Here is an 18,444-nt window from a genome sequence, read left to right on the forward strand (position 1 = left end):
TTTATTCGACAGTTAATGATTTAAAAAGATTCAATAAAAAAATAAGGTGTTGTTTTAAAATGAATTTACATTCTTAATTATTATTTCCTAACTGTAAAAATAAACATTTTTTGTTACACCAAATATGAGGATTTAGAATGTTTAAAATAGATAACCCGTAGCCAAAAACTACGGGTTAGAGGAGGTGAGGAAATTATATTGGTTTAGATGATTAAATTGAGTAATAAAACAATCAATAGACCGACAACGGAGTTAGTTAATTCTAAAAGACCCCAGGTTTTAAAGGTGTCTTTAATCGATAGCCCAAAATACTCTTTAAACAACCAGAATGCGGCATCATTAACGTGAGTCAGCGTGTTGCTGCCTGACGCAGTTGCCAGCACCATCAGAGCAGGATCAACGTTAAAGGTGGTGATCATCGGGCCGACGATCCCAGCCGCGGTGATCGCAGAGACGGTGCCTGCACCGGTTGCCAGACGTAACAGTACGGTAATAAACCACGCCATGATGAGGGGCGAAACCGAAGAGGTTCGCATCATATCGGCAATGTAATCACCCACCCCTGTATCCATAATTATTTGCTTGAACGCGCCGCCCGCACCGATGATAAAGACCACCAGTGCCACTTTCTCAATGGCTGTAGAGTAGGAACTCATCACCTCGGTCATGGATCTGCCGCGTGCGGTACCGAACGCGTACAGTGCCACCAGGACGGCTATCAGCATACTAACCTGCGCACTGCCGATAAAATTGAGGAATGACGTCATGCTGGTCGTTGCGGGAATAAACAGCTTAATAACGGTCACACCGGTAATAATGATAGCCGGGATTAGCGGTACCAGCAGGCTGGTAGCGAAGGACGGCATTTCATCATCCCTAAACACCTTTTGTGATTCCAGCAGCTGTGGAACGGGGCGATCCAGATTACCCAGCAGTTTAGGCAGCAGAATACCGGAGCAGATGACCGTGGGAATGGCGACAATAATGCCATAGATATAGACCATGCCCATATCCGCATGGAACGCCGCAACCAGCGCAGTGGGGCCCGGCTGTGGCGGGAATAAACTGTGCGCAGTGGTGGCAGCCGCGACCATGGTGATGCCTAGCTTCAGGAACGGAATTTTTGCCTCGCGGGCGATACTAATAACCAGAGGGGCCAGGATCAGGAATGCGACCTCATAAAACATGGCGAGACCGAAAATCAGGCCAATGACCATAATGGCCCACTGCACCTTTTTCGGACCAAAGGTTTGTAGCAGCGTGGAGGAAACGCGCTGTGCAGCGCCGGAATCAACCATCAGTTTGCCCAAAATGGCGCCGAACAGAATAATCAGCGCTAAATGGCCCAGGGTGCTGCCGATACCTGTTTCAATGGATTTGCCGATGGCCTCCAGCGGCAGCCCTTCACAGACGCCGACAAAAATAGCGGCGAGCAGCAGTGCAAGCATGCCATTGATTTTAAACTTCATATTGAGAATAAGTAGCAGTACAACGCCCAGGGCGACCCAGATCACCGGCAGAGCTTCAGCGAACGCGTTCATCCTTTTTCCTTGTCAAAAATTATAATTGGTATGATATGTATCCGGTCGTGGATATTACATTTGCAAATGTGTCATACCAATTTGATTGACGTCTGAACTTGCTGAACAGTGAAAAGCTGCAAAAGTTTGTGTAATTAAAATGTTACTTTTCATGAAAAAAAACGCTTCCATCACAGAACATCGCCGCGAGCGCTGTGTTATCAAGAGCGTGATATAAGGGAGTGCCGAAAGTTGCGCAAGAAGTGCGGGGGATAGTTGGCGCGAAGTATGCAATAATAACGGTTTACTACTACTGAAGAGTCGATGATGCAGTACCCGATTAACGAAATGTTCCAGACCCTGCAGGGTGAAGGCTATTTTACCGGCGTCCCCGCCATTTTTATTCGTCTACAGGGATGCCCGGTAGGCTGTGCCTGGTGTGATACCAAACATACCTGGGAAAAGCTTAGCGATCGGGAAGTGTCACTGTTCAGTATCCTGGCGAAAACCAAAGAGAGCGACAAATGGGGCGCTGCGAGCAGCGAAGATCTGCTGGCGATCATTGGCCGTCAGGGCTGGACCGCACGGCATGTGGTGATCACCGGCGGTGAGCCATGTATTCACGATTTAACCCCGCTGACGGAACTGCTGGAGCAAAATGGCTACAGCTGCCAGATTGAAACCAGCGGCACCCATGAAGTGCGCTGCAGCCATAATACTTGGGTAACCGTGTCGCCGAAGGTCAATATGCGCGGTGGCTATGATGTGCTGTCACAGGCGCTGGTCCGCGCCGATGAAATCAAACACCCGGTGGGGCGCGTACGTGATATTGAAGCACTAGACGAACTGCTGGAAACGCTTGCTGATGATAAGCCGCGCATTATTGCGCTGCAGCCAATCAGTCAGAAAGAGGATGCGACACGCCTGTGCATTGAAACCTGTATTGTGCGCAACTGGCGGCTGTCGATGCAGACGCACAAGTACCTAAATATCGCCTGATTTCGGCATCGCTCAACGCATTTGGTCTGACTGACCGAATCGTCGCCCGAAGCCGGCGGATTGCGCCGACTTCGGGAATCATCTCAATCAAACGCTACTTCGCGGCATCATTCATCACTTTCGCGAACGTGTCCATTGGGCAGAAGCCGTTGGCATCAACCGGACAGCCTTTCAGGGCCAACGTGACGCGCTGCGGCGGGGTCTCCAGCGTCAGTTTATCGGCGTTGCGCAGCTGCTCCGTGCTTTGATAAACGTATTCAATTTTCATCAATTCACGATTGTCTTTCGTATCGTGCCAGCGCTGGAACACAATTTTCCCGCCAATCGGCGTGCGTTCATACTGCCCCGGCAGGGTATAAGCATCGAAATCTAATGCTTTCAGCATTGACGCGATATTGGAGTCATGCCCTACCAATACGGTGATTTTTGGCGTCTTCGCGGCATCGGTGACCAACGCGTTATCGATATATTTCACCAGCGGTTTTGCCACATTGCGTGCGACTTCGGCAGAGGTAAACAGGCTATCCTGATAACCGTTTTTCAGCTGCGACAACACACGCCACTGCTGGTCGGTTTTGATTTCGCCCCATGCCACCTGGTCGAGCGGGAACCCTTCATAATATTGCAGCGTAAAAGCATCAACCAACGAGTTGCCGATGGCCAGTGGCCCTTTCACACCAGGCTCTTTTTGATAGTTGGCGCTAAAAGTATCCTTCGCATCGCTCAATGAGCACGCCTGCTTTTCTTTGCAGGCCGGTGAGTTCTGATAATCAGTCATCTGCGACAGCAGCTTATAGCTCTCATCAAGCTTCAGGCTATGTCGTTCTTTTTCCATCGCCTGGACTGCTTTATCACGGAAAGTGGCGGATTCATCGGTGATCACCGGGTTAAACGTCGGGTCCATGGTGCCCATTTTATCCTGGTGATGAACGACGATATCGCAGCCCGGGAAGGCGCCGGTAATAAAGAACTGGGCGGTGGCAACGGTGCGCTGCAGACTATTGGCGTAGGTGTAAACCGTTTCGGGGGCAGGGCATTCGCCACTGGTGACTAACCCCTGTTGAGCCAACCATTCGCGCATATAGTGGCCCATATAGACTTCCAGCACGCCGCCTTTGGTGGTCAACTGGCCGCCAGGAACCTCCCATTCAGGCCAGCTTTTCGGCGTGGACTGTTGAAGTACGCTGCCGTTGGTGGCTAGCGGTGCACGGAGGTTATGACGACTCATCATGAGAACCTGCTGGAGCTGGTAGCCGTCCGGTGGTGTCTGTGCCTGAGATACGCCAGAAACGAAAAACAGTGCGGGCAGTACCGCGGCAAGAAACGTTTTCTTCATCCCTATTTCCTCATTATATATTGACCAACCCAATGAGTCTGGCACAACTTCAGCCTTTTTCCGGGTCACGTGCCGCATAATGAAAAATTAGATAAATGAATGTGATAGCGAAATTCAGAAAGGGGAGGGGGAGTCACGAATGGGCTCCCCGCGTGCGGGCGAAATTATTCGCCGCGATAGACGCAGCCAGCGGTGCAGGTCTCTTTTATCATCACCGCGCTCAGCAGCGGCACAACCGGTTTAACCTGTTCCCAGATCCAACGAGAAAGCACTTCGCTGGTCGGATTCTCGAGGCCCGGAATATCGTTTAGATAGTAGTGATCCAGACGATCGTAGGTCGGCTTGAACGCCGCCTTCAGTTCGGCGAAATCCATGATCCAGCCGGTATGCGGATCAACTTCACCGGTAATCTCAAGACGCACCATGAACGAGTGCCCGTGCAGGCGCCCGCACTTGTGTCCTTCCGGTACGTGCGGCAGGTGGTGGGCGGCTTCGAAGGTGAAATCTTTAAACAGTGTAGTGGACATCATGAACTCTCAGTCTTGCGGAAAAAAACGCCGCATAGTACCGGAAAGCACATTTTTCTGCATTAACTAAAACGGCCAAATAGGCAATGAGTATAAAAATCACTCGTGTGAATAATTATTTTTAATTTATATCAATTAGTTATTCAACCTGTTTTATCGTTATAAACTACCAGGAAAACAGGTTAGTCCATTTGGTTATTTGATATTTCTATCCCTTCTTTAATTGTTATTATCGTCGTCGTTAACCTTACATTCAGTTTATCCGTCATTCTTCAGATTGCAGATGTGTTGGCCGCGTTCGTTCACCCCAGTCACGTACTTTTGTACGCTGCCGGGGATTCTTTCCTTCGCCGCTTTTCTGCAATCCGAATAATTTAGGGTTTCGTTTTTCTTGTTTAGAAAACCGCTTTGCTACTGGAACATAACAACGCATGACAACACAGTCTCCCCCTTCAGCTTTGCTTCCGCTCAATACGGAACAGCTGGCTCGCCTCCAGGCGGCAACCACTGATTTAACACCGACCCAGCTTGCCTGGGTTTCCGGCTATTTTTGGGGCGTGCTTAACCAGCAACCGGGCGCAGCGGCATTAACGCCCGCGCCTGCTGAGGTTGAGACGCCGGCCATTACGCTTATTTCCGCCTCGCAAACGGGCAATGCTCGTCGGGTGGCGGAAGCGCTGCGTGATGACCTGCTGGCAGCAAAACTGAACGTGAACCTGGTCAACGCCGGGGATTATAAATTCAAACAAATCGCGTCAGAAAAACTGCTGGTCATCGTGGCTTCCACACAGGGGGAAGGGGAAGCGCCAGAAGAAGCGGTCGCGCTGCATAAATTCCTGTTCTCGAAAAAAGCACCGAAGCTTGACGGTACTGCTTTTGCCGTACTGGGTCTTGGCGATACCTCATATGAATTCTTCTGCCAGGCTGGTAAAGACTTCGACAGCAAGCTGGCTGAGTTGGGTGGTGAGCGCCTGCTTGACCGCGTGGATGCTGATGTGGAATTCCAGCCGGCGGCAGCCGAATGGCGTGCGCGTCTGGTTGATGTCCTGAAAGCCCGTGCGCCAGCCGCGACATCTGTAGCCGCAGCGGCAAGCGGAGCGGTGAATGACATTCATAGCAGCCCGTATACCAAAGAAGCGCCATTAACCGCTGCACTGTCGGTCAACCAGAAAATTACCGGCCGCGACTCAGAAAAAGATGTTCGCCATATTGAAATCGATTTGGGTGATTCCGGTCTGCGTTATCAGCCGGGCGACGCGCTGGGCGTGTGGTATCAGAACGATCCTGAGCTGGTTAAAGAAATGGTTGAGTTGCTGTGGCTGAAAGGTGATGAAACCGTCACGGTTGATGGTAAAACGCTGCCGCTCGCGGAAGCGCTGCAGTGGCATTTCGAACTGACGGTCAACACTGCCAATATCGTGGAAAACTATGCCACGCTGACCCGTAGTGAATCTCTGCTGCCGCTGGTGGGCGATAAGGCGCAGCTGCAGCAGTATGCGGCAACGACGCCCATCGTCGATATGGTGCGTTTCTCTCCGGCGCAGCTCGATGCCGAAGCGTTAATTGGCCTGCTGCGACCACTCACGCCGCGCCTGTACTCTATCGCTTCAGCACAAGCTGAAGTGGAGAGTGAGGTGCACGTCACCGTGGGCGTGGTTCGCTATGATATCGAAGGCCGTGCCCGTGCGGGCGGTGCCTCCAGCTTCCTTGCAGACCGCGTGGAAGAAGAGGGCGAAGTGCGCGTGTTTATCGAGCATAACGACAACTTCCGTCTGCCTGTTAACCCGCAAACGCCGGTCATTATGATTGGGCCTGGTACCGGTATTGCGCCATTCCGCGCCTTTATGCAACAACGTGCGGCCGATGGCGCAGAAGGTAAAAACTGGTTGTTCTTCGGTAACCCGCACTTCACCGAAGATTTCCTCTATCAGGTTGAATGGCAGCGTTACGTAAAAGAAGGCGTGCTGAGCCGTATTGATATGGCCTGGTCTCGCGATCAAAAAGAAAAAGTCTACGTACAAGACAAACTGCGCGAACAGGGCGCAGAGCTGTGGCGCTGGATCAATGATGGTGCCCATATTTATGTCTGCGGCGACGCCAATCGCATGGCGAAAGACGTTGAGCAGGTATTGCTGGAAGTGATTGCTGAATTCGGTGCTATGGACATCGAAGCGGCGGATGAATTTTTAAGTGAGCTGCGCGTTGAGCGCCGTTATCAGCGAGATGTCTACTAATGAGCGAAAAATACCCAGGGCCTTTAGTGGTCGAAGGCAAACTGACTGACGCCGAGCGCATGAAGCGTGAGAGTAACTTCCTGCGCGGCACCATTGCGGAAGATCTTAACGATGGCTTGACCGGCGGCTTCCACGGCGACAACTTCTTGCTTATCCGTTTTCACGGTATGTACCAGCAGGATGATCGCGATATCCGCGCAGAACGCGCCGCGCAGAAGCTGGAGCCGCGTCATGCGATGCTGCTGCGTTGCCGCCTGCCGGGTGGAGTGATCACGCCGACCCAGTGGAAAGCAATCGATAAATTTGCTGCCGATAACACCATCTACGGCAGTATTCGTCTGACTAACCGTCAGACCTTCCAGTTCCACGGCATTCTGAAAAAGAACGTCAAGCCGGTGCACCAGATGCTGCACTCGGTCGGCCTTGATGCGCTGGCGACGGCCAACGACATGAACCGAAACGTGCTTTGTACTTCCAACCCGTACGAGTCGCAGCTGCATGCTGAAGCGTACGAGTGGGCGAAGAAGATCTCAGAACACTTGCTGCCGCGTACCCGCGCTTATGCAGAGATCTGGCTCGATCAGAAGAAAGTGGCGACCACTGACGAAGAGCCGATCCTCGGCGCGACCTATCTGCCGCGTAAGTTTAAAACCACGGTCGTCATCCCGCCGCAGAACGATATCGATCTGCACGCCAACGACATGAACTTCGTGGCGATTGCTGAAAACGGCAAACTGGTAGGCTTTAACCTGTTGGTGGGTGGCGGCTTATCTATTGAGCACGGCAACAAGAAAACTTATGCCCGTACGGCGAGTGAATTCGGCTTCCTGCCGCTGGAACACACCCTGGCGGTGGCTGAAGCGGTAGTGACCACTCAGCGTGATTGGGGCAACCGTACCGATCGTAAAAATGCGAAAACCAAATACACCCTTGAGCGCGTCGGCGTCGACACCTTCAAAGCCGAAGTAGAGCGCCGCGCAGGGATCACATTCGAGCCAATTCGTCCGTACGAATTCACCAGTCGTGGTGATCGTATTGGTTGGGTGAAAGGAATCGACAAAAACTGGCACCTGACGCTGTTCATTGAAAACGGCCGTATCCTGGATTATCCGGGCCGTCCGCTGAAAACAGGCCTGCTTGAAATCGCCAGGATCCACAAAGGTGATTTCCGCATTACCGCCAACCAGAATCTGATCATCGCTAGCGTTCCGGAAAGTCAGAAAGCGGCAATCGAGAAGCTGGCGCGTGACCATGGGCTCATGAATGCGGTGAAACCGCAGCGTGAAAACTCGATGGCCTGCGTGTCGTTCCCTACCTGCCCGCTGGCGATGGCAGAAGCCGAACGTTTCCTGCCGTCATTCACCGATAAAGTGGAAGCCGTGCTGGAGAAACACGGTATTCCTGATGAGCATATCGTCATGCGTGTGACCGGCTGCCCGAACGGCTGCGGCCGTGCGATGCTGGCGGAAATTGGTCTGGTGGGGAAAGCGCCGGGCCGTTACAACCTGCATCTCGGGGGGAATCGCAGCGGGTCGCGTATTCCGCGTATGTATCGTGAAAATATCACCGAGTCGGAAATCCTTGGCTCGATTGATGAATTGGTTGGGCGCTGGGCGAAAGAGCGTGAAGCGGGTGAAGGCTTCGGCGACTTTACGGTGCGTGCGGGCATCATTCGCCCGGTGCTCGATCCGGCGCGTGATTTCTGGGAATAACCTGAATGGCCGGGTGGGGGCATCATTGCGCCACCCGGCAACGCAAACTGTGAGGAACCTATGTCCAAACTCGATCTAAACGCGCTAAACGAACTGCCGAAAGTTGACCGCGTGCTGGCGCTGGCGGAAACCAACGCCCAGCTGGAAAAGCTGACTGCCGAAGAGCGTGTTGCCTGGGCGCTGGAAAATCTGCCCGGTGAATATGTTCTCTCTTCCAGCTTTGGCATCCAGGCAGCGGTCAGTTTGCATCTGGTGAACCAGGTTCGCCCGGATATTCCGGTGATTCTGACCGATACCGGCTATCTGTTCCCGGAGACCTATCAGTTTATTGACGAGTTAGCGGACAAACTCAAACTCAACCTGCAGGTTTACCGCGCGAAAGAGAGTGCGGCCTGGCAGGAGGCGCGCTACGGCAAACTGTGGGAGCAGGGCGTTGATGGTATTGAGAAATACAATGACATCAACAAGGTTGAGCCAATGAATCGCGCGCTAGAAGAGTTGAATGCGCAAACCTGGTTTGCTGGACTTCGTCGTGAACAGTCGGGGAGCCGCGCGACGCTACCGGTGCTGGCTATCCAGCGCGGGGTGTTTAAAGTGCTGCCAATCATCGACTGGGACAATCGGACGGTTTATCAGTACCTGCAAAAACACGGTTTGAAATACCATCCGCTGTGGGACCAGGGCTACCTGTCGGTCGGCGATACGCATACCACTCGTAAATGGGAGCCGGGTATGGCGGAAGAAGAGACTCGTTTCTTTGGGCTTAAACGCGAGTGTGGTCTTCACGAAGGCTAATATCGCGTCGCAGAAATTAAGGCCTCCGGCTTAATCGCCGGGGGCATTTTTTTACCCGTGAGTTACCGTGCGAGCATGCTTCCAGATATGGCTAAACGTCGCGTCAGCGCATGCGTTTAGATTATAGAATCTCGCCGGGTGCTTGAGGCTTTTTGGGCTTTGGGCATTTGCAGGGTTCCAGAAAGACGAAAGCCCCAGGCGATATTTCTATCAACCTGAGGCCAGCGTATGAACCCGACAGTTCAAATGTTAGCCTCTTCTTTGCAGGGAGGCAAGATATGCTGACAAAGTACGCCCTGGTGGCGATCATCGTGCTGTGCATAACGGCATTAGGATTCACGCTGATGGTGCGCGATTCGCTGTGCGAATTGAGTATCCGGGAGCGGGGTATGGAGTTTAAGGCTATTCTCGCTTACGAACCGAAGAAGTAGCAACAACGCGGGGAGACATCCCCGCGTATTGGCTGTTTAGCTTTATCCTCAGCACCCATCTTACTGACTAGCTGCGTTTTTGGGCTTTTGCCAGCTCTTTCATCAGCGGCATCATCACTCGAACTACCTCGCGGCTACGGCGCTCAATTCGTCCCGGCAGCGCTTTATCAAGATATTGCTGGTTATCGAGGTGAGCGCTATGCCAGCTGGTGCCGTCCGGGAAGCTGGCGTTTTTTGCCCGCTGCTGGAACCCGTCTTTTTTGCCCAGCGACCAATTAGTCGCTTCAACGGAAAGCACGGGGATCCCCGCTTTATCAAAGACTTCTGCATCGTTACAGCAGCCGGTACCCTGTGGATACTGGGGGTTAAGTCCAGGATTTGTCGCGGCGACGACGCCTCGACTGTGGGCGATAGCCAGCGCCCGATCGCGGGTGAGCTTACGCACTGAGGCCGGCGTTTTTACACCGCTGTTAAAATAGATTTTGTCACCGACGACCAGATTGTCGAGGTTAATGACCAGCAGCGTATTTTTCTTCTCGCCGCTGCTCATGCGCTTTAATAAATTTTCAGCGCCGAGTTTTCCTTCTTCTTCACCGCTGGTGGCGATAAAGCGGATGCCGTATTCGGTAGGAATATTTTTAAAACGCTCGGCCAGTTCCAGCATGACGCCGAGGCCCATCGCGTTATCATCGATGCCCTGAAGAGTCAGTCCGCCGAGATTTTTTTCAACATCACTGTCGCTACGCGGGGCGTAGGTATCAAGATGCGCCATGACGATAATTTGCTGGCTGGACTTACCTTCATGCGCCGCGATAACGGTGCTGCCAGTAATATTATGCCAGTTTTTACGATTGTCTTTGCTGGTGTAAATGTAGCGACTGCTGAAGGTGCGGATATCACTTTGATAGCCCATTTGGGCAAACTGTTGGCGGATATAGTCAGCAGAAAGCATTTCAGCTGGCGTACCGGTGATGCGTCCGGGGAAATAGGTGGCGATATAACGAGCCTGAGTATTGGCGATAGATCCCAGCGAGGTGGTGGCCGCGTGTGCCGGGAGAGTCATACATACGCCGAGCGCCAGGGCTGCTATGCAGTGGCGCAGTGCGGAGAACATAGATAATCCTTACAACAGAGCAAAAAAATAGACGCCCCTAGTATGAAACCGTGGTTTTCATTACACAATTTCAAATGCTCTTAAATGCCGGAAAAATAGCGTGTTAAGCACTTTTTGATATTTGCTTTTCTATGCCGTTATTCCTTTCAGTAACAACTCATTCCTTTTCGTAATTTCATTTGGTCTTAGCCTCCCCCTATAGTCCCTCTATTGCTGATTGTTAGCGAGTTGTAGCATCACGCCCGCCACAACAAACCCAACGTGCTGACGACGCTAGCAAATCCCAACACACAACAGACATGCGATGAATCAGGCTTAAGGAATGGTTATGGACCAAAAACGACTTACTCACCTGCGGCAACTGGAGGCGGAAAGCATCCATATCATCCGTGAGGTGGCCGCCGAATTCTCCAATCCGGTGATGATGTACTCCATCGGCAAAGATTCCAGCGTGATGCTGCATCTGGCGCGCAAGGCGTTTTATCCAGGCACATTGCCGTTCCCGCTGCTGCACGTGGATACCGGCTGGAAATTCCGCGAGATGTACGAATTCCGTGACCGTACGGCCAAAGCTTACGGCTGTGAGCTGCTGGTGCATAAAAACCCGGAAGGGGTGGCGATGGGAATTAACCCGTTTGTCCACGGTAGCGCGAAGCATACCGATATCATGAAAACCGAAGGGCTGAAGCAGGCGCTGAACAAATACGGTTTTGACGCGGCTTTCGGTGGTGCACGCCGCGATGAAGAGAAATCACGTGCGAAAGAGCGTATTTACTCTTTCCGTGACCGTTTCCACCGCTGGGATCCGAAAAACCAGCGCCCGGAGCTGTGGCATAACTATAACGGCCAGATTAACAAAGGCGAAAGCATCCGCGTCTTCCCGTTGTCCAACTGGACCGAACTGGATATCTGGCAGTACATCTACCTGGAAAATATTGAGATCGTTCCGCTGTATCTGGCCGCAGAACGCCCGGTACTGGAGCGTGATGGCATGTTGATGATGATTGATGATGACCGAATTGATCTGCAGCCTGGTGAAGTTATCAAAAAACGGATGGTGCGTTTCCGTACCCTGGGATGCTGGCCGCTGACCGGTGCAGTTGAATCTGAAGCGCAGACGCTGCCGGAAATTATTGAAGAGATGCTGGTCTCGACCACCAGTGAACGTCAGGGGCGCATGATTGACCGCGACCAGGCTGGCTCCATGGAGCTTAAAAAACGTCAGGGTTATTTCTAAGGAGCCGCCATGAATACCACTATTGCACAACAAATCGCCGATGAAGGCGGGGTTGAAGCGTACCTGCACGCCCAGCAGCATAAAAGCCTGCTGCGCTTTCTGACCTGCGGCAGCGTGGATGACGGCAAAAGTACGCTGATTGGCCGCCTGCTGCACGACACTCGCCAGATTTATGAAGATCAGCTGTCATCGCTGCATAACGACAGCAAACGCCACGGTACCCAGGGTGAGAAACTCGATCTGGCATTGCTGGTGGATGGTTTGCAGGCCGAGCGCGAGCAGGGCATCACTATCGACGTGGCCTACCGTTATTTCTCCACCGAGAAGCGTAAATTTATCATCGCCGACACCCCGGGGCACGAACAGTACACCCGTAATATGGCGACCGGCGCTTCCACCTGCGATCTGGCGATCCTGCTTATCGATGCGCGTAAAGGCGTGCTGGATCAGACCCGTCGTCACAGCTTCATTTCGACGCTACTGGGCGTCAAACACCTGGTGGTGGCGATCAACAAAATGGATCTCGTTGGCTATAGCGAAGAGACCTTCAATAGCATCCGTGAAGAGTATCTGACCTTTGCTGAGCAACTGCCGGGTAATCTCGATATTCGCTTTGTGCCGCTTTCGGCGCTGGAAGGCGATAACGTGGCTAGCCAGAGTGCGAACATTCCCTGGTACAGCGGTCCAACGCTGCTGGAAGTGCTGGAAACTGTTGAGATTCGTCGCACGGTTGAAACTCAGCCAATGCGCTTCCCGGTGCAGTATGTGAACCGTCCAAACCTCGATTTCCGCGGCTTCTCCGGCACGATTGCCTCCGGCAGTGTGAAGGTGGGGCAACGAATTAAAGTGCTGCCGTCGGGCGTTGAGTCCAGCGTGGCGCGTATTGTGACCTTTGATGGCGATCTGCAGGAAGCCGCTGCCGGTGAAGCGGTGACGCTGGTGCTTAAAGATGAAATTGACATTAGTCGCGGTGACCTGCTGCTGGATGCGCAGGACGCGTTGCCTTCGGTGCAGCGTGCTTCCGTTGACGTGGTGTGGATGGCCGAGCAACCGCTGGCTGCGGGACAGAGCTACGACATCAAAGTTGCAGGCAAGAAAACCCGCGCTCGCGTTGACGGTATTCAGTATCAGGTGGATATCAACAACCTGACTCAGCGTGAGGTTGACGCACTGCCGCTCAACGGCATTGGTCTGGTGGATCTCACTTTTGACGAGCCGCTGGTGCTCGACAAATATCAGGAAAACCCGGTGACCGGCGGTTTGATCTTTATCGATCGCTTAAGCAATGTCACCGTGGGTGCAGGGATGGTTCGTGAACCAAATACCGAGGAAGCTGGCGTGGCGTCCGAGTTTAGCGCTTTTGAGCTGGAACTTAACGCGCTGGTACGCAAGCACTTCCCGCACTGGGGCGCACGCGATCTGCTGGGAGGAAAATAATGGCTCAGCATGACGAAAACGTCGTCTGGCACGCCCATCCTGTCACTTCGCAGCAGCGCGAACAACTCCACGGTCATCGTGGAGTTGTATTGTGGTTTACCGGGCTTTCGGGCTCGGGGAAATCAACCGTCGCGGGCGCACTGGAAGAGGCGCTGCATGAGCTGGGCGTAAGCACCTACCTGCTTGATGGTGATAACGTGCGCCACGGTCTGTGCAGCGATCTTGGTTTTACCGACGGCGATCGTAAAGAGAATATCCGCCGTGTCGGTGAAGTCGCAAAGCTGATGGTTGATGCCGGACTGGTGGTGTTGACCGCGTTTATTTCGCCGCATCGCGCAGAGCGCCAGATGGTGCGTGAGCGGGTGGGGGACGATCGCTTCTTTGAAGTTTTTGTCGATACATCATTGGCGACCTGTGAAGCGCGCGATCCGAAAGGGTTATATAAAAAAGCGCGTGCCGGCGAACTGCGTAATTTCACCGGGATTGATTCAGTATATGAATCTCCAGAGCAGCCTGCTATTCATCTGGATGGTGAACAATTAGTAACAAATTTGGTTGCGCAATTATTAGATCTGCTGAGGCAGAGCGATATTATCAGATCCTGAAAAGGTGCCGGCGTTGGTTGACGTCGGCCTAACAGGATTATTTATGCGTAATACTCAGAACCTCAACGTGACCCACACCGAGTCACTGGCCCCCGCTTATGACGAGACCACCTGGTCTCTGTCAGGGGCTTTTGTCGGCTTTGTCGCGTGGTTAATGGCGCTGGGTATCCCCTATCTGCACTATGGCAATAACACGCTATTCTTCTTTCTGTACACGTGGCCTTTCTTCCTGGCGCTGATGCCTGTCGCGGTCGTTATCGGTGTTGCCTTTCACTCGCTGGTAAAAGGTAAGCTGGGTTACACCATTGTGACAACTCTGGCGACGGTCGCCGTACTGTGCGGTTTGTTATTTCTGTGGATTATGAGTTAGTGCGATTGCATTAGGTGTCATCCGCTTGATTGACTGCCACAAGACATGCCTGTACACACGTGAAATGTGGTACATTCCCGGCGATATGCAGTATCACCTGCGGCCGGAGTGGAGTATGACGGCAAGTTATGGGATGATAGTGCCGTTTTTCAGGGGGCAGGATGGGTAAATTAACGCTGCTATTACTGGCTTTGCTGGTCTGGCTACAATATTCCTTATGGTTCGGCAAAAATGGTCTTCATGACTTCAGCCGGGTCAACGACGATGTGTCTGTACAACAGGCAACCAACGCAAAATTAAAAGCGCGCAACGATCAGCTTTTCGCCGAAATTGATGACCTCAACGGCGGGCAAGAAGCTATCGAAGAACGTGCTCGTAATGAACTGAGTATGACCCGCCCGGGCGAAACGTTTTATCGTCTGGTGCCGGATGCGTCCAGACGCAACCAGAGCGCGGGGCAAACGCAAACTAATCGATAATCAGTTCCAGGATGACGACATGGCCGTAACTTTTCCGGGCGTATGCGCCGTGGTGCCGGCAGCCGGATTTGGCCGCCGCATGCAAACGGATTGCCCAAAACAATATCTCTCAATCGGTAACAAAACGATTCTTGAACACTCGGTGGATGCGCTGCTGGCTAATGCCCGCGTTCAGCGAGTGATTATCGCCGTCTCCCCCGGAGACGAACGCTTCCAGCAACTCTCTCTTGCCCAACATCCGCAGATTATCGTCGTTGACGGCGGCGCTGAACGTGCAGACTCCGTTTTAGCAGGCCTACGCGCCGCTATCGATGCGCCATGGGTGCTCGTACATGACGCTGCGCGCCCGTGTCTGCATCAGGATGATTTAGCGCGTTTGCTAAGCCTTAGCGAAACCAGCCGTGTTGGCGGTATTCTTGCCGCCCCCGTACGCGACACAATGAAACGCGCTGAACCAGGCAAAACAGCGATCGCCCATACGGTTGATCGTAACGATTTGTGGCATGCGCTGACGCCACAGTTTTTCCCTCGTGAATTATTGCTCGAGTGTCTGACTCGCGCATTGAACGAAGGGGCGACGATAACCGACGAAGCGTCAGCTTTAGAATATTGCGGCTTTCACCCCGAGTTGATTGCCGGACGTGCTGATAATATTAAAGTGACTCGCCCGGAAGACCTGGCGCTTGCTGAATTTTACCTCACCCGCACGGGTAACCCGGAGAAAGCATAATGCGAATTGGACACGGTTTTGATGTACACGCCTTTGGAGGCGAAGGCCCAATTATTATTGGCGGCGTGCGTATCCCCTATGAAAAAGGGTTACTGGCACACTCTGACGGTGACGTTGCGCTCCATGCTCTGACCGATGCACTGCTGGGCGCCGCGGCGCTGGGGGATATCGGTAAACTGTTCCCTGACACCGATCCGGCCTTTAAAGGTGCGGACAGCCGCGCTCTGCTGCGTGAGGCGTGGAAGCGTGTACAGGCTAAGGGTTATACGCTGGGTAACGTTGATGTCACCATCATCGCTCAGGCGCCGAAAATGCTGCCACATATCCCGCAAATGCGCGTGTTTATTGCCGAAGACCTTGGCTGCCATATGGATGATGTCAACGTGAAAGCAACGACCACCGAGAAGCTGGGCTTCACCGGCCGTGGGGAAGGTATTGCCTGTGAAGCTGTTGCGTTGCTGAATAAGGCGGCGTCATGATTGCGTTTGATTCATTGACCTGGTTGCACGGCCAACCGCAGGGGACGGGTCTGTTGAAGGCCAACCCGGAAGATTTCCTCGTGGTTGAAGACTTAGGTTTTGAACCGGACGGCGAAGGCGAACATATTCTGGTTCGCATTCTGAAAAATGGCTGTAACACGCGATTTGTCGCTGATGCGCTGGCTAAATTCCTTAAAATACACGCTCGTGAAGTGAGCTTTGCTGGGCAAAAAGATAAGCATGCGGTCACTGAACAGTGGCTGTGTGCGCGAGTGCCGGGCAAAGAAATGCCGGATTTAACCCAGTTTCAGCTGGAAGGCTGTCAGGTACTGGAATATGCCCGCCATAAGCGTAAGCTGCGTTTAGGTGCGCTGAAAGGTAACCAGTTCACGCTGGTGCTGCGTGAAGTCAGGGGGCGCGACGATGTCGAAGCCCGTTTACAGGCGATTGTTGAACGCGGTGTACCTAACTACTTTGGCGCTCAGCGTTTCGGCATTGGCGGCAGTAACCTGTTGGGCGCGCTGCGCTGGGCGGAAAGCGGGGCCCCGGTTCGCGATCGTAATAAACGCAGTTTTTGGTTGTCGGCGGCCCGTAGCGCGTTGTTTAATCAGATTGTGAGTGAACGCCTAAAAAAACCGGACTTTAATCAAGTTGTTGACGGCGATGCGCTACAATTATCCGGGCGTGGCAGCTGGTTTGTCGCAAGCGTTGAAGAACGGGAAACCCTGCAGGCTCGCGTCGACGCGCGTGAATTGATGATTACCGCAGCGCTGCCGGGTAGCGGCGACTGGGGAACCCAGCGCGATGCGCTGGAATTTGAAAAAACCGTGCTGGCTGAAGAAACCGCGCTGCAGTCCTTGCTGGAGCGTGAAAAAGTCGAGGCTGCTCGCCGCGCCATGCTGCTCTATCCGCAGCAAATGAGCTGGAACTGGTGGGACGATGTCACTGTCGAACTGCGTTTCTGGCTCCCCGCCGGCAGCTTTGCAACCAGCGTGGTAAGGGAACTTATCAATACAACAGGTGATTATGCGAATATTGCTGAGTAACGATGACGGGATTCATGCGCCAGGTATTCAGGCGTTGGCCAGAGCCTTACGGGAGTTTGCCGAGGTTCAGGTTGTTGCACCCGATCGTAACCGCAGTGGCGCATCAAATTCGCTGACCCTGGAGTCTTCGCTTCGTACCTTCACGTTTGATAATGGTGACATTGCCGTACAGATGGGCACGCCGACGGACTGCGTCTACCTGGGCGTTAATGCGCTCATGCGTCCGCGTCCGGATGTCGTGGTGTCCGGGATTAACGCCGGGCCAAATCTGGGCGATGATGTTATCTATTCCGGTACCGTGGCGGCTGCAATGGAAGGCCGTCATTTAGGTTTTCCCGCACTTGCCGTTTCGCTAAATGGTCATCAGCATTATGCGACGGCAGCCGCCGTGACCTGTTCGCTGCTACGGGCGCTCGCCCGCGAACCGCTGCGCACCGGACGCATTCTGAACGTCAATGTTCCCGATTTGCCGCTCGACCAAATCAAAGGTATCCGCGTCACCCGCTGTGGCAGCCGCCATCCCGCGGATAAAGTGATTCCGCAGCAGGATCCGCGCGGGAATACGCTCTACTGGATTGGTCCACCGGGCGCGCAATGCGATGCGGGTCCGGATACGGATTTTGCCGCCGTTGATGCGGGATATGTTTCCGTGACTCCGCTGCACGTAGATCTTACCGCCCATAGTGCGAATGAGGTGGTGTCCGATTGGCTGGAGCAGGCGAGGGTCGACGCGCAATGGTAGTTAGCAAACGCATCCAGAGTCTGTTGAATCAGCTTCATCAGCTTGGCATCCGCGATGAGCGGGTGCTAGATGCATTGGCGCAAGTGCCGCGTGAAAAGTTTATTGATGAAGCGTTTGAACACAGCGCGTGGGATAACGTGGCGCTGCCCATTGGGATGGGACAGACCATTTCGCAGCCGTATATGGTGGCGCGTATGACCGAACTGCTGGAGTTGACGCCAGAGTCGAGAGTGCTGGAGATTGGCACCGGCTCGGGCTATCAAACGGCGATTCTGGCGCATCTGGTTCACCACGTCTGCTCGGTAGAGCGGATTAAAAGTCTGCAATGGCACGCAAGGCGTCGCCTGAAGCAGCTTGATTTGCATAATGTATCTACCCGTCATGGTGATGGTTGGCTGGGGTGGCAGGCTCGCGCTCCATTTGATGCCATTATCGTGACGGCGGCACCGCCGGAGATCCCGGTTGCACTGATGTCGCAGCTGGATGAAGGCGGCATTCTCGTTTTGCCCGTGGGCGATGATCAGCAATATTTGAAACGCGTTCATCGGCGGGGAGGCGAATTCATTATTGATACCGTCGAGGCCGTTCGCTTCGTTCCTCTCGTGAAGGGGGAACTGGCCTGAGACCCGGATTTTTCTGAGAGTTTTCGGC

19 protein-coding genes are annotated in these 18,444 nt (G+C 53.3%); 15 read left to right on the forward strand and 4 right to left on the reverse strand.

Going from position 1 to position 18,444, the window contains the following annotated elements; genetic code table 11:
* Positions 1-203: 203 nt before the first annotated feature.
* Positions 204-1,541, reverse strand: a complete 1,338-nt coding sequence (locus tag KP80_RS03160) for a gluconate:H+ symporter (RefSeq protein ID WP_052282131.1) — start codon at positions 1,539-1,541, stop codon at positions 204-206.
* Positions 1,542-1,847: 306 nt separating this feature from the next.
* On the opposite strand from KP80_RS03160, the gene queE reads away from it, so the two are divergent.
* Entirely contained in the window at positions 1,848-2,519 is a 672-nt protein-coding gene (gene queE / locus KP80_RS03165) for a 7-carboxy-7-deazaguanine synthase QueE (RefSeq protein ID WP_052282220.1), read from the forward strand.
* A gap of 94 nt (positions 2,520-2,613) precedes the next feature.
* Here queE and agp read toward each other — a convergent pair whose 3' ends face one another.
* Both agp and queD read right to left on the reverse strand, forming a co-directional pair.
* A complete protein-coding gene (agp, locus tag KP80_RS03170; RefSeq protein WP_052282132.1) occupies positions 2,614-3,855 on the reverse strand; it encodes a bifunctional glucose-1-phosphatase/inositol phosphatase in 1,242 nt (413 codons plus the stop codon).
* Between the two features lie 164 nt (positions 3,856-4,019).
* The gene (gene queD, locus KP80_RS03175; protein ID WP_197276136.1) at positions 4,020-4,385 is read right to left on the reverse strand and encodes a 6-carboxytetrahydropterin synthase QueD; all 366 of its coding nucleotides are present in this window, start codon (positions 4,383-4,385) and stop codon (positions 4,020-4,022) included.
* A 428-nt stretch (positions 4,386-4,813) separates the two neighbouring features.
* On the opposite strand from queD, the gene cysJ reads away from it, so the two are divergent.
* From cysJ to KP80_RS22170, 4 genes are all read left to right on the forward strand, one after another.
* The gene (gene cysJ, locus KP80_RS03180) at positions 4,814-6,616 is read left to right on the forward strand and encodes an NADPH-dependent assimilatory sulfite reductase flavoprotein subunit (RefSeq protein WP_052282133.1); all 1,803 of its coding nucleotides are present in this window, start codon (positions 4,814-4,816) and stop codon (positions 6,614-6,616) included.
* Positions 6,616-8,328, forward strand: coding sequence for an assimilatory sulfite reductase (NADPH) hemoprotein subunit (gene cysI / locus KP80_RS03185; RefSeq protein ID WP_052282134.1), 1,713 nt, complete (start codon positions 6,616-6,618; stop codon positions 8,326-8,328). Before cysJ ends, cysI begins: the two co-directional genes overlap by 1 nt.
* Positions 8,329-8,388: 60 nt before the next feature.
* Positions 8,389-9,123, forward strand: coding sequence for a phosphoadenosine phosphosulfate reductase (gene cysH / locus KP80_RS03190; RefSeq protein WP_052282135.1), 735 nt, complete (start codon positions 8,389-8,391; stop codon positions 9,121-9,123).
* A 278-nt stretch (positions 9,124-9,401) separates the two neighbouring features.
* Positions 9,402-9,554: a Hok/Gef family protein gene (locus KP80_RS22170; protein ID WP_015964762.1), complete on the forward strand. Its 153-nt coding sequence runs from the start codon at positions 9,402-9,404 to the stop codon at positions 9,552-9,554.
* Between the two features lie 67 nt (positions 9,555-9,621).
* Here KP80_RS22170 and KP80_RS03195 read toward each other — a convergent pair whose 3' ends face one another.
* Entirely contained in the window at positions 9,622-10,668 is a 1,047-nt protein-coding gene (locus KP80_RS03195; RefSeq protein ID WP_052282136.1) for an aminopeptidase, read from the reverse strand.
* A 328-nt stretch (positions 10,669-10,996) separates the two neighbouring features.
* Between KP80_RS03195 and cysD the strand changes: the two genes are divergently transcribed.
* The 10 genes from cysD to KP80_RS03245 all read left to right on the forward strand — a co-directional run bounded on the left by cysD (position 10,997) and on the right by KP80_RS03245 (position 18,416).
* Positions 10,997-11,905, forward strand: coding sequence for a sulfate adenylyltransferase subunit CysD (cysD, locus tag KP80_RS03200; protein WP_052282137.1), 909 nt, complete (start codon positions 10,997-10,999; stop codon positions 11,903-11,905).
* Positions 11,906-11,914: 9 nt separating this feature from the next.
* Positions 11,915-13,342, forward strand: a complete 1,428-nt coding sequence (gene cysN, locus KP80_RS03205; RefSeq protein ID WP_052282138.1) for a sulfate adenylyltransferase subunit CysN — start codon at positions 11,915-11,917, stop codon at positions 13,340-13,342.
* Positions 13,342-13,947, forward strand: a complete 606-nt coding sequence (gene cysC, locus KP80_RS03210) for an adenylyl-sulfate kinase (protein ID WP_052282139.1) — start codon at positions 13,342-13,344, stop codon at positions 13,945-13,947. Before cysN ends, cysC begins: the two co-directional genes overlap by 1 nt.
* A 43-nt stretch (positions 13,948-13,990) precedes the next feature.
* Complete coding sequence (locus KP80_RS03215) at positions 13,991-14,317, forward strand: DUF3561 family protein (protein WP_052282140.1); 327 nt, start codon at positions 13,991-13,993, stop codon at positions 14,315-14,317.
* A 161-nt stretch (positions 14,318-14,478) separates the two neighbouring features.
* Positions 14,479-14,796 (forward strand): cell division protein FtsB, encoded by a 318-nt coding sequence (gene ftsB / locus KP80_RS03220; protein WP_052282141.1) that lies wholly within the window; start codon positions 14,479-14,481, stop codon positions 14,794-14,796.
* Between the two features lie 19 nt (positions 14,797-14,815).
* A complete protein-coding gene (gene ispD, locus KP80_RS03225) occupies positions 14,816-15,526 on the forward strand; it encodes a 2-C-methyl-D-erythritol 4-phosphate cytidylyltransferase (RefSeq protein WP_052282142.1) in 711 nt (236 codons plus the stop codon).
* Complete coding sequence (ispF, locus tag KP80_RS03230) at positions 15,526-16,005, forward strand: 2-C-methyl-D-erythritol 2,4-cyclodiphosphate synthase (protein ID WP_052282143.1); 480 nt, start codon at positions 15,526-15,528, stop codon at positions 16,003-16,005. The genes ispD and ispF overlap by 1 nt, the downstream gene beginning before the upstream one ends.
* Complete coding sequence (gene truD / locus KP80_RS03235; RefSeq protein WP_052282144.1) at positions 16,002-17,051, forward strand: tRNA pseudouridine(13) synthase TruD; 1,050 nt, start codon at positions 16,002-16,004, stop codon at positions 17,049-17,051. The genes ispF and truD overlap by 4 nt, the downstream gene beginning before the upstream one ends.
* On the forward strand, positions 17,032-17,793 hold the full coding sequence (gene surE, locus KP80_RS03240) for a 5'/3'-nucleotidase SurE (RefSeq protein ID WP_052282145.1): 762 nt from the start codon (positions 17,032-17,034) through the stop codon (positions 17,791-17,793). Before truD ends, surE begins: the two co-directional genes overlap by 20 nt.
* On the forward strand, positions 17,787-18,416 hold the full coding sequence (locus KP80_RS03245; protein ID WP_052282146.1) for a protein-L-isoaspartate(D-aspartate) O-methyltransferase: 630 nt from the start codon (positions 17,787-17,789) through the stop codon (positions 18,414-18,416). The genes surE and KP80_RS03245 overlap by 7 nt, the downstream gene beginning before the upstream one ends.
* Positions 18,417-18,444: the final 28 nt, after the last annotated feature.

It is taken from the genome of Kluyvera genomosp. 1 (assembly GCF_001266615.1).
GTDB lineage: Bacteria > Pseudomonadota > Gammaproteobacteria > Enterobacterales > Enterobacteriaceae > Kluyvera > Kluyvera cryocrescens_A.

What these genes read in the sequence shown, in the direction of transcription:
- KP80_RS03160 (WP_052282131.1), bottom strand. Translation starts at nt 1,541, where the DNA reads ATGAACGCGTTCGCTGAAGCTCTGCCGGTGATCTGGGTCGCCCTGGGC.
- queE (WP_052282220.1), top strand. Translation starts at nt 1,848, where the DNA reads ATGCAGTACCCGATTAACGAAATGTTCCAGACCCTGCAGGGTGAAGGC.
- agp (WP_052282132.1), bottom strand. Translation starts at nt 3,855, where the DNA reads ATGAAGAAAACGTTTCTTGCCGCGGTACTGCCCGCACTGTTTTTCGTT.
- queD (WP_197276136.1), bottom strand. Translation starts at nt 4,385, where the DNA reads ATGATGTCCACTACACTGTTTAAAGATTTCACCTTCGAAGCCGCCCAC.
- cysJ (WP_052282133.1), top strand. Translation starts at nt 4,814, where the DNA reads ATGACAACACAGTCTCCCCCTTCAGCTTTGCTTCCGCTCAATACGGAA.
- cysI (WP_052282134.1), top strand. Translation starts at nt 6,616, where the DNA reads ATGAGCGAAAAATACCCAGGGCCTTTAGTGGTCGAAGGCAAACTGACT.
- cysH (WP_052282135.1), top strand. Translation starts at nt 8,389, where the DNA reads ATGTCCAAACTCGATCTAAACGCGCTAAACGAACTGCCGAAAGTTGAC.
- KP80_RS22170 (WP_015964762.1), top strand. Translation starts at nt 9,402, where the DNA reads ATGCTGACAAAGTACGCCCTGGTGGCGATCATCGTGCTGTGCATAACG.
- KP80_RS03195 (WP_052282136.1), bottom strand. Translation starts at nt 10,668, where the DNA reads ATGTTCTCCGCACTGCGCCACTGCATAGCAGCCCTGGCGCTCGGCGTA.
- cysD (WP_052282137.1), top strand. Translation starts at nt 10,997, where the DNA reads ATGGACCAAAAACGACTTACTCACCTGCGGCAACTGGAGGCGGAAAGC.
- cysN (WP_052282138.1), top strand. Translation starts at nt 11,915, where the DNA reads ATGAATACCACTATTGCACAACAAATCGCCGATGAAGGCGGGGTTGAA.
- cysC (WP_052282139.1), top strand. Translation starts at nt 13,342, where the DNA reads ATGGCTCAGCATGACGAAAACGTCGTCTGGCACGCCCATCCTGTCACT.
- KP80_RS03215 (WP_052282140.1), top strand. Translation starts at nt 13,991, where the DNA reads ATGCGTAATACTCAGAACCTCAACGTGACCCACACCGAGTCACTGGCC.
- ftsB (WP_052282141.1), top strand. Translation starts at nt 14,479, where the DNA reads ATGGGTAAATTAACGCTGCTATTACTGGCTTTGCTGGTCTGGCTACAA.
- ispD (WP_052282142.1), top strand. Translation starts at nt 14,816, where the DNA reads ATGGCCGTAACTTTTCCGGGCGTATGCGCCGTGGTGCCGGCAGCCGGA.
- ispF (WP_052282143.1), top strand. Translation starts at nt 15,526, where the DNA reads ATGCGAATTGGACACGGTTTTGATGTACACGCCTTTGGAGGCGAAGGC.
- truD (WP_052282144.1), top strand. Translation starts at nt 16,002, where the DNA reads ATGATTGCGTTTGATTCATTGACCTGGTTGCACGGCCAACCGCAGGGG.
- surE (WP_052282145.1), top strand. Translation starts at nt 17,032, where the DNA reads ATGCGAATATTGCTGAGTAACGATGACGGGATTCATGCGCCAGGTATT.
- KP80_RS03245 (WP_052282146.1), top strand. Translation starts at nt 17,787, where the DNA reads ATGGTAGTTAGCAAACGCATCCAGAGTCTGTTGAATCAGCTTCATCAG.